This is a genomic window from Pseudomonas sp. C1C7, assembly GCF_013359595.1.
Classification (GTDB): domain Bacteria; phylum Pseudomonadota; class Gammaproteobacteria; order Pseudomonadales; family Pseudomonadaceae; genus Aquipseudomonas.
Map to the genome: position 1 here is coordinate 34,663 of NZ_JABFMP010000029.1, position 15,168 is coordinate 49,830.

General features: G+C 62.8%; 14 protein-coding genes. 7 read left to right on the plus strand and 7 right to left on the minus strand.

Annotated elements, in window-relative coordinates:
- Window positions 1-84 precede the first annotated feature (84 nt).
- Window positions 85-696: a glutathione S-transferase gene (locus HNO86_RS21770; protein WP_175378986.1), complete on the plus strand. Its 612-nt coding sequence runs from the start codon at window positions 85-87 to the stop codon at window positions 694-696.
- A gap of 235 nt (window positions 697-931) precedes the next feature.
- On the opposite strand, the gene HNO86_RS21775 is transcribed toward HNO86_RS21770, so the two are convergent.
- Window positions 932-1,867, minus strand: a complete 936-nt coding sequence (locus HNO86_RS21775) for a hypothetical protein (protein ID WP_175378987.1) — start codon at window positions 1,865-1,867, stop codon at window positions 932-934.
- A gap of 331 nt (window positions 1,868-2,198) precedes the next feature.
- On the opposite strand from HNO86_RS21775, the gene HNO86_RS21780 reads away from it, so the two are divergent.
- Entirely contained in the window at window positions 2,199-2,882 is a 684-nt protein-coding gene (locus tag HNO86_RS21780; RefSeq protein ID WP_175378988.1) for a response regulator transcription factor, read from the plus strand.
- Window positions 2,860-4,254, plus strand: a complete 1,395-nt coding sequence (locus HNO86_RS21785; protein WP_175378989.1) for a HAMP domain-containing sensor histidine kinase — start codon at window positions 2,860-2,862, stop codon at window positions 4,252-4,254. The genes HNO86_RS21780 and HNO86_RS21785 overlap by 23 nt, the downstream gene beginning before the upstream one ends.
- 79 nt (window positions 4,255-4,333) lie before the next feature.
- On the opposite strand, the gene HNO86_RS21790 is transcribed toward HNO86_RS21785, so the two are convergent.
- Complete coding sequence (locus HNO86_RS21790; RefSeq protein WP_175378990.1) at window positions 4,334-4,744, minus strand: SRPBCC family protein; 411 nt, start codon at window positions 4,742-4,744, stop codon at window positions 4,334-4,336.
- A 35-nt stretch (window positions 4,745-4,779) separates the two neighbouring features.
- A complete protein-coding gene (locus HNO86_RS21795; RefSeq protein WP_175378991.1) occupies window positions 4,780-5,577 on the minus strand; it encodes an SDR family NAD(P)-dependent oxidoreductase in 798 nt (265 codons plus the stop codon).
- A gap of 458 nt (window positions 5,578-6,035) precedes the next feature.
- Between HNO86_RS21795 and HNO86_RS21800 the strand changes: the two genes are divergently transcribed.
- The 4 genes from HNO86_RS21800 to HNO86_RS21815 all read left to right on the plus strand — a co-directional run bounded on the left by HNO86_RS21800 (window position 6,036) and on the right by HNO86_RS21815 (window position 10,946).
- A complete protein-coding gene (locus tag HNO86_RS21800; RefSeq protein ID WP_175378992.1) occupies window positions 6,036-7,454 on the plus strand; it encodes an FAD-binding oxidoreductase in 1,419 nt (472 codons plus the stop codon).
- 43 nt (window positions 7,455-7,497) lie between these two features.
- On the plus strand, window positions 7,498-8,436 hold the full coding sequence (locus HNO86_RS21805; protein WP_175378993.1) for a LysR family transcriptional regulator: 939 nt from the start codon (window positions 7,498-7,500) through the stop codon (window positions 8,434-8,436).
- Window positions 8,437-8,493: 57 nt separating this feature from the next.
- Window positions 8,494-9,816, plus strand: a complete 1,323-nt coding sequence (locus HNO86_RS21810) for an MFS transporter (RefSeq protein ID WP_175378994.1) — start codon at window positions 8,494-8,496, stop codon at window positions 9,814-9,816.
- 200 nt (window positions 9,817-10,016) lie between these two features.
- Window positions 10,017-10,946 carry a LysR substrate-binding domain-containing protein gene (locus tag HNO86_RS21815; RefSeq protein ID WP_175378995.1) on the plus strand — a complete coding sequence of 310 codons (930 nt, stop codon included), beginning with the start codon at window positions 10,017-10,019 and terminating at the stop codon, window positions 10,944-10,946.
- On the opposite strand, the gene HNO86_RS21820 is transcribed toward HNO86_RS21815, so the two are convergent.
- The 4 genes from HNO86_RS21820 to HNO86_RS21835 all read right to left on the minus strand — a co-directional run bounded on the left by HNO86_RS21820 (window position 10,858) and on the right by HNO86_RS21835 (window position 15,139).
- Window positions 10,858-11,451, minus strand: a complete 594-nt coding sequence (locus HNO86_RS21820) for a DinB family protein (protein WP_175378996.1) — start codon at window positions 11,449-11,451, stop codon at window positions 10,858-10,860. The two genes, HNO86_RS21815 and HNO86_RS21820, sit on opposite strands and share 89 nt — an antisense overlap.
- A 226-nt stretch (window positions 11,452-11,677) precedes the next feature.
- Complete coding sequence (locus tag HNO86_RS21825; protein WP_175379037.1) at window positions 11,678-12,781, minus strand: FAD-dependent oxidoreductase; 1,104 nt, start codon at window positions 12,779-12,781, stop codon at window positions 11,678-11,680.
- A 14-nt stretch (window positions 12,782-12,795) separates the two neighbouring features.
- Window positions 12,796-14,109, minus strand: coding sequence for an MFS transporter (locus HNO86_RS21830; protein WP_175378997.1), 1,314 nt, complete (start codon window positions 14,107-14,109; stop codon window positions 12,796-12,798).
- Window positions 14,110-14,350: 241 nt separating this feature from the next.
- The gene (locus tag HNO86_RS21835; RefSeq protein ID WP_175378998.1) at window positions 14,351-15,139 is read right to left on the minus strand and encodes an SDR family oxidoreductase; all 789 of its coding nucleotides are present in this window, start codon (window positions 15,137-15,139) and stop codon (window positions 14,351-14,353) included.
- Window positions 15,140-15,168: the final 29 nt, after the last annotated feature.

Genomic DNA, 15,168 nt, shown 5'->3' on the forward strand with positions numbered 1-15,168 from the left:
CTGGGCGGCGGGAAGCCGTTTGCAGGTCGCGCCGGCTCGGCTAAGGTTGACCTTCCCGTTATGGCTGACTCAAGGAGCGATTAAATGAAGCTGATCGGCATGCTGGATTCGCCTTTTGTACGACGCGTTGCCATCTGCGCCAAACGCCTGGGCATCGACCTGGAGCAGCACTCGGTGTCGGTATTGCGCACGTTCGAGCAGTTCCAGCAGATCAACCCGGTGGTCAAGGCCCCGACCCTGGTGCTGGACGACGGCGAGGTACTGATGGACTCGACACTGATCATCGACTACCTCGAAACCCTCGCCGGCCCCGACCGCAGCCTGATGCCGAAGGCGATCGATCAACGCCTGCGCTCGTTGCGCCTGATCGGCCTGGCATTGGCCGCCTGCGAAAAATCCGTACAGCTATATTACGAACGCAACCTGCGCCCGGCCGAGATTCAATTCCAGGCCTGGTCCGAACGGGTCGAGGGACAATTGGCCGCAGCCTACACCGCACTGGAAAGGGAGCTGCAAAAACAGCCGCTCGACACCGACGCCCCGATTGACCAGGCCGGCATCACCCTGGCCGTGGCCTGGAGCTTCACCAATCTGGTAGTACCGGATCAGGTCTCGCGCGAAGCCTTCCCGAAGATCGCCGCGTACACCGAATATGCCGAGGGGCTAGAGGTGTTTATCAGTACGCCGATTGAATGAGATTGACCCGACGTCATCGCGAGCAGGCTCGCTCCCACAGTTGACCGCAATCCCCTGTGGGAGCGAGCCTGCTCGCGAAAAAAATCAACAGGCCCAACGCAATATGAAAAAGCCGCCTCTACTAAAGAAGCGGCTTGTTCCGGTATCAATGCACAAACAACGCAATCAGGATGATGATCGGAATCGGTACGCCGAGAAAGAACAGCAGTAATGAGCGCATGATGTTTCTCCTGGGTTAGCGAACAGGTGTGGTGGTGACGTAGGTGTCCGTTTCCACGTACACCACGGCATCCCGGCGGCGGCCGCCGAAGGTCGCGGCGAGGCTGGCGAAGAAGGCGCCGGCCAGCAGTGCAACGAACATCCACAAGGTGCTCCAGGCGGCGACTTTGGCGGCCGTGTCGGCAGCCTCCTTCGCGGTCTGTTTGGCGTCGGCCACGGCTTTTTGCGTGCGGGCGTAGACTTCATCCACGCGACGCTCGGCATCGGCCTGGGTCAGGTTGGTCCGCTGTGCCACAAGTTGTGCGAGATAGGTGCGGTCCTCGGCAGCCAGTTGGCCGTCGGCGATGGAGCGCACGAAGATGCGCGTCACGGTGCCCCGAGCCGCCTCGTCACTGACGGCATCGGGGCGATCATCGCGGAACAGGCTGTCGACGTAGTAGCCGTACTGATCGCTGTCAGTATTGGCAGCCGCCGTACCCGCCACCTGGGTCATGGCATTGGCGGCACCGCCGGCGACCTGTGCCCCGGCCTGCACCCCGCCGCTGACCATACTGCTGACCGACCCGGCCACCAGCATCGCCGTCACCAGCGTTGCCACGCACCAGGCCAGGAACCCATGGGCGGTGTCACGAAAGTAGACTTCGTCGCCGTGCATGTTGGTCCACTTCACCCGCAGCCGCCCGGCGATGTAGCCACCGAGCCCGGACGCAATGATTTGGGTGAAGGCCAGCCAGACGATCGTGGTGATCCCCAGCCCCTTGGCGCTCACGCCTTCGTTGGCCCAGGGCGATACCGCGGAAAATCCGAGGCCAAAGCCCAGCAATACCAGAATCAGCGACAACGCCGCCGCAGCCGCGGCCCCTGCGAAAATCGCGCCCCACGACACGCCGGAAACCGTGGTCGATTCCTCCAGGGGAACGGGATAGAAACCATCTGATGAGGATCTATTCATTGTTATGTCGCTCCAGGCAGTAAATACGGTGTTACAACTCTCGAATCAGCCGTTGCAGTCACCGTGCCAGACGCGTCGTTTGAATAAATCCTTGTGTGTCAGACAGTTATAGAGTTTGAACTTACGGGAGCCATGCAATATGCAACGAGCGCACAGGTTCAGCGGGTTTTATGCATTAAATTAAAAAAGGCAAAAGATCGCAGCCTTCGGCAGCGCCTGCAGGAATTGCGTGAACCCTATATTGCTCATGAACTTTTATTTAGTAAGCCAACCGGCAATTCTTGGCAAAATGCCGTTCACTTTGTATCAGACCGATTATCAGGCCAACCCCATGACCCGTATCTTGACCATCGAAGACGACGCCGTGACCGCCCGGGAAATTGTCGCCGAATTGAGCAGCCACGGCCTTGAGGTCGACTGGGTCGACAATGGACGCGAAGGCCTGGAGCGGGCGATCAGCGGCGACTACGACCTGATCACACTTGACCGCATGCTGCCCGAACTCGATGGCCTGGCGATCGTCACCACCCTGCGCAGCAAAGGCGTGGCCACGCCGATCCTGATGATCAGCGCCCTGTCCGATGTCGATGAGCGCGTGCGCGGCTTGCGTGCTGGCGGCGACGATTACCTGACCAAGCCCTTCGCCACCGATGAAATGGCCGCCCGGGTCGAAGTCCTGCTGCGTAGGCAGAACACCGGCACCGCCCAGGCCACCACCCTGCGGGTCGCCGATCTTGAGCTGAACCTGATCAGCCACGAAGCCAGCCGCGACGGCCAGATGCTCACGCTGCTGCCCACTGAATACAAACTGCTGGAATTCCTGATGCGCAACACCGGGCAAATCCTCTCGCGGATGATGATTTTCGAGGAGGTCTGGGGTTATCACTTCGATCCGGGCACCAACCTGATCGATGTGCACATCGGCCGTCTGCGCAAGAAAATCGACCCGCCTGGCAATGCCCCATTGATTCGAACCGTGCGAGGCTCGGGTTATGTCATTGCCGAACCCGTCTAAAGGCTGGCGTTCTTCCAGCAGCCGTCTGCTGGCGCTGTACAGTGCGTTGTTCGTGGCCTGGAGCGGCATTCTCATGGGGGTCATGTACTACGAGGTGTCCGCGTACCTGGACAACCTGGCCAAACATTCGCTGATGCAGCGTCAGCATCTGTTCTCGCGCTTCCAGGGCGACCAACTGGTGGACGCGCTCGCCGTCAGCATGACGTTCGACATTCGCGGCATCGACGCCTATGGCCTGTTCGATCGCCAGCACCGCTACCTCAACGGCGCCCTGCGCAGCATTCCCGAAGGTCTGCCGCTGGACGGCAAGATCCACATGCTCAGTGAATGCGCCGACTCGGACGACCCGACCCTGCCCTCCGACAGCTGCGACGCCGTGGCCACCCAGACCCGCGACGGGCGCTGGCTGGTGCTGGTGCGCGACAACGGTTCGCTGTTTGCGGTGACCCGGATCATCCTCCACGCATTGCTGTGGGGTATGACCCTGACCATCCTGCCGGGCATCATCGGCTGGCACCTGCTGCGGCGCCGGCCGCTGCGGCGCATTCGCGGGATTCAGGCCAGCGCCGAGGCCATCGTCGCCGGCGACCTGACCCGACGCCTGCCGCTGTCCAACCGCCGCGACGAACTGGACATGCTCGCCGCCATCGTCAACGCCATGCTCGAACGCATCGAGCGCCTGATGAACGAGGTCAAGGGCGTGTGCGACAACATCGCCCATGACCTGCGCACCCCGTTGACCCGCCTGCGGGCGCAGTTGTATCGCATGCAACAGCAGGCCGGCGAAGGCTCCAGCGAAGCGGCGCAGCTGGATCTGGTACTGGCCGAGGCCGACACCTTGATGGCGCGCTTTCGCGGGCTGCTGCGAATTTCCGAACTGGAGGATCGCCAGCGTCGCTCCGGTTTCGTGCAGCTTGATCCGGTGGCGTTGCTGCAGGAGTTGCATGAGTTTTATCTGCCGCTGGCGGAGGACGATGGCCTGACGTTCACATTGCAACTGCCGGAAACACTGCCATCGCTCAATGGTGACCGGGCGCTGCTGTTCGAGGCGGTGGCGAACCTGCTGAGCAACTCAATCAAATTCACCCCGCCGGGTGGCCAGGTGATTTTGCGCGGGCGCAATGACAACGGGCATACCCGCATTGAAGTCCTGGACTCGGGCCCGGGCATTCCCGAGGCTGAACGGGTGGCGGTGTTCCAGCGTTTCTACCGCGCCGAAGCGGGTAACCTGAAAAGCGGTTTTGGTCTGGGACTGTCGATCGTCGCGGCGATTGTCAGCTTGCATGGTTTCAAGCTGGAGGTGGGCAGCAGCGAACTGGGTGGTGCGCGGCTGGTGCTGGATTGTGAAGAAAGCCTGATTCCACAGACCTGAAAATCAAAAGATCGCAGCCTGCGGCAGCTCCTGCACAAAACCCTGTAGGAGCTGCCGCAGGCTGCGATCTTTTAAAGGCTTATGCCGGGTAGTTAGCCCGCAACGCCTCCAGCCCACCCTGATAAATGCCGGTGAACAACGCCACCACTTCCTCGTCACTCACACCCACCGGTTCAAACTGCCCCGACCAGGTAACCCGCGCACCCTGTCCCTGGGCTTCCACCTTGATGGTCGCCAGGTAAGCCGTCGCCGGAAACGGTGCCTGCAGAATCGAGTAGCTGTAGCTCTTCGCGTCATTGTCGAACGCTTGCAGGCGTTCGATCACCACACCGCCGTCCGCCGTTTGCAGGCTGCGCACACGGCCGCCTTCGCTCAGTTCGCTTTTCGGGATGAAGGGCAGCCAGTCGGGCAGCGAGTCGAAGCCGCCGATCAATTGCCAGACCTGGTCGGCCGAAGCCGGGATGTCGATGAATGCCGAGGTAGTTGCCATGGGTAAATGCTCTCCAGATTAATAAGATTCGGATTTCAGACGGCCATGCTGTCGACGACACCGCCGTCGACCCGCAGGGCCGCGCCGGTGGTGGCGGAGGACAGCGGCGAAGCGATGTAGGCGACCAGATTGGCCACTTCCTCGACCTGCGCCACACGCTGGATGATCGAGCTCGGACGGGCCTTGCGCACGAAGGCGTCGGCTTCTTCCTGGACACTGCGCCCGGAAGCGGCGATGGCGTCCTTGAGCATCTCTTCCACGCCGTCGGTGAGGGTCGGGCCCGGCAGGATCGAGTTGACCGTCACCCCGGTGCCCGCCAGGCGCTTGGCCAGGCCATGGGACACCGCCAGGTTGGCGCTCTTGGTCACGCCGTAGTTGATCATCTCGGCAGGGATCGCCAGGCCGGATTCCGAAGACAGGAAAATCACCCGGCCCCAGCCCTGCTTGACCATGTCCGGCACGTAATGCCGGGACAGGCGCACACCGGAAATCACGTTGATTTCGTAGAAGCGCTCCCACTCGCTGTCCGGGGTCTCGAAGAAGTCCTCGGCGTTGTAGATCCCGAGGTTGTTCACCAGAACATCGGCGCGAGGTTCGGCGGCGAACAGCTTCTGTGCGCCTTCAGCGGTGCCCAGATCGGCAGTCAGCCCGCGCAGTTGAGCACCCGGCACCTGCTCGCGAATGGTCGCCAGCGTCTGCTCCACCTTGGCCGAGTCGCGGCCGATCACTACCACCGTGGCGCCGGATTCGGCCAGTGCCTTGCTGATGCCCAGACCGATGCCGGCAGTGCTGCCGCTGACGATGGCCAGTTTTCCAGTCAGATCGATTTTCATGTTCAAGCTCCCATGTTCGACAGAGGTGCTGACACCGTGAACTGCCGCGATAACGTTTGATTGCGTGGTCAGGAGTGACCGTTGAGCGAATCCTAGAGCGTGGCGATCCGACCGTCCAAGACATAATAAGCAGCAGTTGTGCCCCGCAAGGTCTGACCGCCGATACATCATGTAGGAGCTGCCGAAGGCTGCGATCTTTTGACTTTGCCTTTAAAGATCAAAAGATCGCAGCCTCGCTGCGCTCGACAGCTCCTACAGTAAGCAAACGCCCATCCAGTGTAGGAGCTGCCGCAGGCTGCGATCTTTGATCTTCAGCTTTTCGCACCCATCTCGCAAAGAGATACCAGCATCTGAATTCAGCACTACGAGTGTTGGCCAAACGCTGACTAAGATGAGCCACACCTCCCAACACAAGCCGCGACATCGCCTGCGGCGCACAAGAAACCGGAGATCGCTCGATGAACATTGCTGTTGCCTGTGAACACCTGCCCCTGCCCGATGCGTTGCACGACGAGTTGAGCCAGTTGCTCGGCAGCCGGTTCTCCACCTCGGCCAGTGTGCGCGAGCACCATGGCACCGACATTTCCGCCCTCGATCCCGTGCCGCCGGATGCCGTGGCTTTTGCCAACAGCCTGGAAGACATCGTCGCCATCAGCACCGCTTGCCACCGCCATGGCGTGCCAATGATCGTCTACGCCAGCGGCACCTCGCTGGAGGGCTGGCTGCAGGCGTCCCATGGCGGGGTGAGTATCGATGTCTCGGGCATGGACAAGATTCTCGAGATCCGCGTCGACGACATGGACGCCACCGTGCAGCCGGGCGTGACCCGCAAGCAGTTGAACGCTGCCCTGCACGGCACCGGCCTGTTCTTCCCCATCGACCCCGGCGCGGATGCCTCGCTTGGCGGCATGGCCGCGACCCGAGCCTCCGGCACCAACGCCGTACGCTACGGCACCATGCGCGAAAACGTGCTGGGCATGACCGCGGTGCTGGCCGATGGTCGGGTGATCAATACCGGTGGTCGCGCGCGCAAATCTTCCGCCGGCTATGACCTGACTCACCTGCTGGTGGGCTCCGGCGGCACCCTGGCAACCATTGCCGAACTCACCGTCAAACTGCACCCTATCCCTGAGGCGATCTCCGCTGCGGTGTGCCGTTTCCCCAGCGTCGATCACGCCGTGCGCACGGTGATCCAGACCATTCAGCTGGGCGTGCCGATTGCCCGCATCGAACTGATCGACGCCCTGACCGTGCGCGCGCTCAACGCCTACAGCAAGACGCAACTGCCGGAAGCGCCGTCGCTGTTTTTCGAACTGCATGGCTCCGAAGCCGGGGTCAAGGAACAGGTCGAGACCGTGCGCATGGTCGCCGACGAACATGAAGGCCAGGACTTCGAATGGGCCGTGCACCCCGAGGACCGCAGCCGGTTGTGGCAGGCGCGGCACGAGGCCTACTTCGCCGCCCTCGCCCTGCGTCCAGGCTGTCGCTCGCTGACCACCGACGCGGTGGTGCCGATCTCGCGCCTGGCCGAATGCATAGAAGCCACTGCCGCGGACCTGACGGAAAACGGCCTGGTGGCACCGATCTTCGGGCATGTCGGCGACGGCAATTTCCATGCGCTGATCCTCGTCGATCCCAATGACCCGGACGAAGTGCAGCGCGCCGAAGCCGTGGCCCATCGCCTGGCCGAGCGGGCGATCGCCATGCATGGCAGCTGCACCGGCGAACACGGCGTCGGCCTGACCAAGCAGCATTTCATGCCCCTGGAACACGGGGCCAATGCGGTGGACGTGATGGCCGCGATCAAGGCCGCACTGGACCCGAAACAGCTGATGAACCCCGGCAAGATCTTCCCCCGAGGCCATGCGCTGCGCTGAGGCGCGATAGCATGGCCGCCGGAAGGAAACCGAGGGAGCAAGCATGGAAATCCGTCAGATCAAATATTTCGTCGCCATCATCGATTGCGGCAGCCTGTCCCAGGCGGCGCGTCAGGTGCACGTGGCGCAATCGGCGCTGAGCAAACAGATGTCGGCACTGGAAGCCGAACTGGGCGCGCAATTGCTCTATCGCAGTCACAACGGGGTGATCGCCAGCGAGGCCGGCAAGGTGTTCTACGAATATGCCCAAGGCATGCTCAAACACCTCAGCGATGCCCGCGCAGCGGTGAACAGCAGCCCGGACGCGGTCAGCGGTTCGATTGTCGTAGCTCTGCCGCAATCGGTGGCGAGCATCCTTGCCATGCCGCTGATGCGCGCGGTCAAGGCGCGCTATCCGCTGGTGGCGTTCAACTTCAACGAAGAGCTGACCGGCAACGTCATGGATCAACTGGTCCATGGCCGGGTCGATCTCGCGCTGTTCACCTCCGAAGGCCTGCCGCCGCAGGTGCTGTTCAGTCCGTTGGTGGAGGAGGATTTCTACCTGATCCACATGGCCAGCGACCCCGATGCGCCGCCAGCCGGAGAGGTGTCGCTGGAACAGGCGCTGGCACGGCCACTGGTGTTCCCCAGCCAGGCCCACAGCCACAGCACCCGCACCCTGGTGGAACAGGCGGTGAAACGCCATGGCCTGCCTGTGGCCGAGATCGCGATGGAGGTCAACTCGGTGCACATCCTCAAGAGTGCGGTCGAGGCCGGCATCGGCCACACCATCATGCCGTTGAACCTGGCCATGCGCGAAATCGAGGACGGCCGCCTGGTGGCCCATCGCATCGCCGCCGAAGGCCTGACCCGAACCCTGGGCATCTGCAGTTGCACCACGATGCCCGCAAGCCACCTGAAAAACCTGATCTGCGAGCTGATCCGCGACGTGGTGAACGAACTGTGCGAGCGCGGCGAATGGCCCGGAGGTCGCCCGCTCTGATCGATTGAACCCACCCTTTTCATGATCGCCCCGACAACAACAAGAAAGAGGCTTGAGATGAATACACCTGACATCGACGACAAGGCCCTGCACTCGGCCTATCGCAAAACCGCCTGGCGGATCATTCCGCTGCTGATCGTCTGCTATCTGGTCGCCTATCTGGATCGGGTCAACGTCGGCTTCGCCAAACTGCAGATGCTCGATGACCTGAAATTCAGCGACGCCGTCTACGGGCTCGGCGCCGGGGTGTTCTTCGTCGGCTACCTGATGTTCGAGATCCCCAGCAACATCGCCCTGCACCGGTACGGCGCGCGGCGCTGGATCGCCCGCATCATGATGACCTGGGGCCTGCTGTCGGCGGCGATGATGTTCATCCAGACGCCGATGAGCTTCTACGTGCTGCGCTTTCTGATCGGCATCGCCGAAGCGGGGTTCTTTCCGGGGATCATCTTCTACCTCACCACCTGGTTTCCCAGTCACCGACGTGGGGTGATGATTTCCCTGTTCATCGCCGCCCTGCCGATTTCCAGCATGCTCGGTTCACTGATATCCGGGTGGATCATGCAGAGCCTCGACGGCGTGGCCGGCTATGCGGGCTGGCAGTGGTTGTTCGTGATCGAAGGCTTGCCGGCGGTGTTGCTGGGGGCGGCGGTGTTCTTCCTGCTGCGCGACCGCATCGCCGATGCGCAATGGCTGAGCGCCGAAGAGAAACGTGGCATGCAGGCAGCGCTGGACCGTGAGGCCCGGGGCAAGCCACAGCATTCGCTGCGTGACGGTTTGCTCAATCCGAAGATCTGGCTGCTGGGCGCGGTGTATTTCTGCCTGGTGCTGGGGCAGTACGTGATCAGCTTCTGGATGCCGACCATCATCCGCAACAGCGGCGTCGCCGAGCCTTGGGCCATCGGCATGCTGACCGCGATCCCCTATTCCGTCGCAGCGATCAGCATGGTCCTGGTCGGCCGCAGCTCCGACCGCCATCGCGAATACCGCTGGCACCTGGCGATCTGCGCCTGCATCGGCGCGGGCGGCGTGATCTTCGGCACCCTGTTCGGCAACAGCCTGCTGCTGGCCATGCTCGGCCTGACCATCGGCACCGCCGCGATGATCAGCAGCCTGCCGGTGTTCTGGGGCATGCCCACCGCCGTGGTCGGCGGCGCCGCGGCTGCGGCGGGGATTGCGTTGATCAACTCGCTGGGGAATGTGGCGGGGTTCTTCAGCACCATCGTCGTGGGCTGGCTGACGCAGATGACGGGCAGTACGCAGGTGGCGATGTACTTCATGGCGGGAGCGTTGGTGCTCGGTGGTTTGCTCGGGTTGAGCGTGTCGCGGGCGGGCAAGGCGACCACATCGACGGTGCCCGCACCGGTTCACAATCCATAACTTTCACACCCAACTCCGTGGGAGCGAGCTTGCTCGCGATGAGGCCGTGTCAGTCTCTATAAACGTTGCCTGACACTCCGCCATCGCGAGCAAGCTCGCTCCCACAGGTTCAGCGCAGCGCCTGCTATCGCCTGAAATCCGTCTCCCGCAGAGTTAGGTGCTTTACTCAATGGATTGCGCAACCCAGCGAGCCTGCCCCCATGAACCGCAACGACCTGCGCCGCGTGGACATGAACCTGTTGGTGATTTTCGAAACCCTGATGTTCGAAAAGAACCTGACCCGCGCCGGGGAAAAATTGTTTCTCGGCCAGCCCGCGGTCAGTGCGGCGCTGGCGCGGTTGCGGGATCTGTTCGATGACCCGCTGCTGGTACGCAATGGGCGGGTGTTGGAGCCGACTCAGCGGGCACTGGCGATTCTCAAGGAGTTGCAGCCGGCGATGGACACCATTTCCGGCGCGGTCAGCCGGGCCAAGGATTTCGACCCTTCCACCAGCCGCGATGTGTTTCGCATCGGGCTGTCCGACGATGCCGAATTCGGACTGTTTCCGCCCCTGCTCAAACAATTGCGCGAAGAGGCACAGAACGTGGTGATCGTGGTGCGGCGGGTGAATTTTCTGTCGATGTCGTCGATGCTCGGCACCGGGGAGATTTCCGTTGGCATCAGCTACACCACTGAGCTGCCGGCCAATGCCAAGCGCAAGAAGTTGCGGGATTTGAGCGTGAAGATCCTGCGCGGGGATAAACGCCCAGGCACGCTGACCCTGGACGACTACTGCGATCGGCCCCACGCGCTGGTGTCGTTTTCCGGGGACCTGACCGGGGCCATCGACACCGATCTGGCCCGTATCGGCCGTTCGCGCCGGGTGGTGCTGGCAGTGCCGCAGTTCGCCGGCCTGCGCTCGTTGATCGCCGGCACCGACATGCTCGCCACCGTGCCGGACTACGCGGCAGAAGCGTTGATCGATGGCAGCCCTCAGCTGCGCGCCGACGACGCGCCGTTCGACATCAAGCTGTCCGAACTGTCCATGGTCTGGAACGGTGTCAACGATAACGATCCGGCAGAACGTTGGTTGCGCTCGCGAATTGCGGAGCACATGTCGGCTCCACCGTCGGGGCGTTCAGCGAATTGAAATGCGGATCGGTCTCGCGCATGTAGACCGGCAGGTCGGTCATCGGCGGCATGGCCGGGATCTCGAAGTAGATCTGCACGATCCAGCCACGGTGATAGCTGGCGTGGTTGACCACGTGCAGGAACATCGCACCGGCGCTCATGGTGCCGCTTTCCCCGGAAACGAAGGTGAACCGCAGGGGCTTGTCCAGCGAGGCATCGGTCTGTCGGTCGGCCCAGTCGACGTACCAGCGATCGACCGCCTTTTGCGCCTCGCGCAGGTCAGAGAGCACGGGATGGATCAGGTCGTGGGAGGTTTTGAAGTTGTGGCCACGACCTTCGAGATGGGCCTGCCAGATGCGGTCGACGACGTAGATGTGGTTCAGGGTGCCAATGATGGTGCCGAAAACGCCGGCGCGTTGTTTCTCCACTTCCCCCGCGGGTAACTGCGCCAGGTTGTCGAACAGGCGCCGATTGGCCCATGTCCTGTAGTCGGCGAGCATGCGGGCAGTGCGTACGTTGATCATCAGATGTCTCCGATGGCGAAGAGCGCATTTCCCAAGGATAGCGCTAACAGAGACGGGCGGTGCGGGGGCTGATTACCGGTCATCAGCCTGTACTGAAATCTTGGCGTGCACCTGTAGGAGCCAGCTTGCTCGCGATGGTCGTCAACGATGACGTTGGCTGCCTGACACCCCGCGGCGTTCTCGGGTGTATCGCGTGCAAGCTGGCGCCTACAGGGGTTCGTAGTGATTATGGGAGGTGCGTCATCACCCGGTCAGCCAGCGCCAGGCAGCTGGTCAGGCCCGGCGATTCGATGCCGAACAGGTTGATCAACCCTGGCACTCCATGCTCCGCCGGCCCATCGATACGGAAATCGGCAGCCGGATCGCCCGGGCCGCTGATTTTCGGGCGGATACCGCTGTAGGCCGGTTGCAGGCTGTTATCCGGCAACCCCGGCCAGTAGCGCCGGATCGCCGCGTAAAAACCGTCGGCCCGTGCCGGATCCACGCGGTAATCGATACCCGAGACCCACTCCACATCCGGTCCGAACCGCGCCTGCCCGCCAAGGTCGAGGGTCATGTGCACGCCAAGCCCGGCGCTTTCCGGCGCCGGGTACACCAGATGGCGAAACGGCGCGCGACCGCTGAAGCTGAAGTAACTGCCCTTGCACAAGTACGCGGTGGGCACATGCCGGGCAGGAAGGCCTTCAATGCGCCCGGCCACCTCGGGCGCCGACAACCCCGCACAATTGATCAGCTCGCGACAGGTCAGGGTCATCGGCTCGGCGCCGCCCATCTGCAATGCAAACCCTTGCTCGATGCAGCGCACCGACAACAGCGGCGTATGAAACACCAGCGACACGCCATGGGCCTCGGCATCGCCTTGCAGCGCCAGCATCAGCCCATGGGAATCGACGATGCCGGTGGACGGCGACCACAGCGCAGCAACGCATGCCAACTCCGGCTCAAGCGCCCGCGCCTGCTCGGCATCCAGCCATTGCAGATCCTCCACGCCATTCTGCCGCCCCTGCTCAAGCAGCTTTGCCAAGGCCAGCTTTTGCGCTTCATCGGTGGCGACAATCAGCTTGCCCAGGCGCTGATGACTCACGCCGCGCTCGTCGCAGTAGGCGTAGAGGCGTTGCTTGCCCTCCACGCACAACTGCGCCTTGAGACTGCCGCCGGGGTAGTAGATGCCGGCGTGGATCACTTCGGAGTTGCGCGAGCTGACCCCGACGCCGATGCCTTCGCCGGCTTCGACCACGATCACTTCGCGCCCACTCATGGCCAAGGCTCTGGCCACCGCCAGCCCGACCACCCCGGCACCTGCCACCACGCTATCGATATCGACGCTCACCGTCCCCGCTGCCATCAAACCAGTCCCCGCTCCCGATAGTCGATGAGGCTGGAGAATATCGCCAACAGGAAGGCCATGACCACGAAGAAGATCAGCACCAGGAAATACGAACCGGTGAACTGCACGATCAGTCCGATCAGGATCGGCACGATGACGCCGGCCATGTTGCCGCAGAAGTTCATGGTGCCGGCCAGCACGCCGGTCTTCGAGGTGCCGCCGAGGATCGAAGGAATGCACCAGTACATGCCGCACCAGCGGATGAAGAACATCGCCACGCACAGAAGACCGATGGCCTGGCTGGCCTGCGAGGTGTACGCGGTGCCGAGCATGCAGAGTGCCGCCACCAGCGCCGAGCCGCTGAACATGCTGCGCATCACCAGGTTCGGCGAGGCGCCGGTGGATTTCCATTTGTCGCCCAGGTAGCCGCCGACCAGTTCACCGACGAAACCGCACATGAAGATCAGGAAGGTCGCGCCGCCCATGCCGGAAATGTTCAGGCCGTGGGTCTGGTGCAGGTAGCTCGGCATCCAGGTCAGCAAGCCGTAGAACACGCTGAGGATGCAGCAATAGCCGGCGAACATGGCCAGTACCGAACGGTCCCGCAGCAGCTCCTTGAACGGGATGCTGGTGACCGCGCCGGCCTTGCTGACCGTGGCGTTGCCGGCGGTGATGTGTGCAAGCTCCGCGGCGTTGACGCCCGGGTGTTCGCTGGGATGGTTGCGGATGTATTTCCAGGCCAGCACCCCGGCGAGCATGGTGCCGACGCCGGCGATCACGAAGGCGATGCGCCAGGAGTCGAACCAGGCGATCAGCCCGGCAATGATGATCGCGCCGAAGGCACTGCCCAGCGGCGCACCGCCGTCGACCAGCACCGCGCCGCGTCCGCGTTCGTTGGGCGTCAGCCAGGCGCCGTTGAGCTTGGCGCCGGCCGGCATGATCGGCGACTCGGCAACGCCCAGGCCCATGCGGGTGATCAGCAGGGTGATCCAGTTGTGCGCACCGGCGGCAAGCGCCTGGAACGCGCCCCAGGCCACGGTCGCCACCACGATCACGCGGCGGGTGTGGAAACGGTCCAGCAGCATGCCGCCGGGGATTTGCATCAGCGCGTAGGACCAGAAGAACGCGCTGAGCATCAGGCCTTCGAGGGCCGGCGGGATCTGGAACTCGGTGGAGATCATCGGCAACGCCACCGACAGTGAGGCGCGGTCGATGTAGTTGATGGCGGTCAGCATCAGCATGATGAGGAAGATCCGCCAGCGTACGGTGGTGGCTCGTTCGGTTGCGGACGCGGCTGGCATGGCCAGGCTTTCGGCACTCGGATTGTTCATGGAGGGGCGCTCTTATTGTTGTGGAAACAAGCGGCCCCACTCTAATCACGGCTCCGGGTGCTGAATAATGATGGGATCTGATTGGGGGATTACCAACCGTCATCCCCTGAATTTTGCTGTGGATTCAATGGCCTCTTCGCGGGCAAGCCCGCTCCCACAGGTTTGCGAACGCCTCATATCCCTGTGGGAGCGGGCTTGGTCGCGAAGAGGCCGGTTGATTCAACAAAGAACCAACAGACAATCAGAAAGTCCCTGGATAACTCCCGCCATCGAGCAACAGGTTCTGCCCGGTGAGAAACCCGGATTGCGCACTACAGATGAACGCGCAATAGGCACCAAATTCATCCGGCTGGCCAAAGCGCTGCGCCGGCACGTTCCTGCGTCGTTGCTCGGCAACGGCCTCAACACTGCTGCCATTGGCTTGCGCGGCAGCGTCGAGGGTTTTCTGTAGGCGCTCGGTCTCGAATGGCCCCGGCAACAGGTTGTTCACGGTGACATTATTGCCCGCCAACCGCGCCTGACGCGCCAGCCCCGCGATGAATCCGGTCAGCCCGCTGCGCGCACCGTTGGACAGCCCCAGCACGTCGATCGGCGCCTTCACCGCACCGGAGGTGATGTTGACGATACGCCCGAACCCACGCTCGGCCATGCCGTCGACACAGGCCTTGATCAGTTCGATCGGCGTGAGCATGTTGGCGTCCAGCGCCTTGAGCCAGTCTTCGCGCTGCCAGTCGCGGAAGTCCCCCGGCGGCGGACCACCCGCGTTGTTCACCAGAATGTCGATCTGCGGACAGGCCGCCAGCACCTGCGCTCGCACCGCCGCTTCGCTGATGTCCCCGGCCACGGTGCGCACCTCGATGCTCGGTGCCAACTGCCGCAGTTCTGCGGCAGCCGCCTGCAGGGTCTCATCGCCACGGGCGTTGATCACCAGGTTCACACCCTCCTTCGCCAACGCACGCGCACAGGCCAGGCCCAAGCCCTTGCTGGCGGCGCAGACAATCGCCCAGCGCCCCGAAATTCCCAAATCCATGACCCTGCTCCCGTCGATTGAAAACGCCC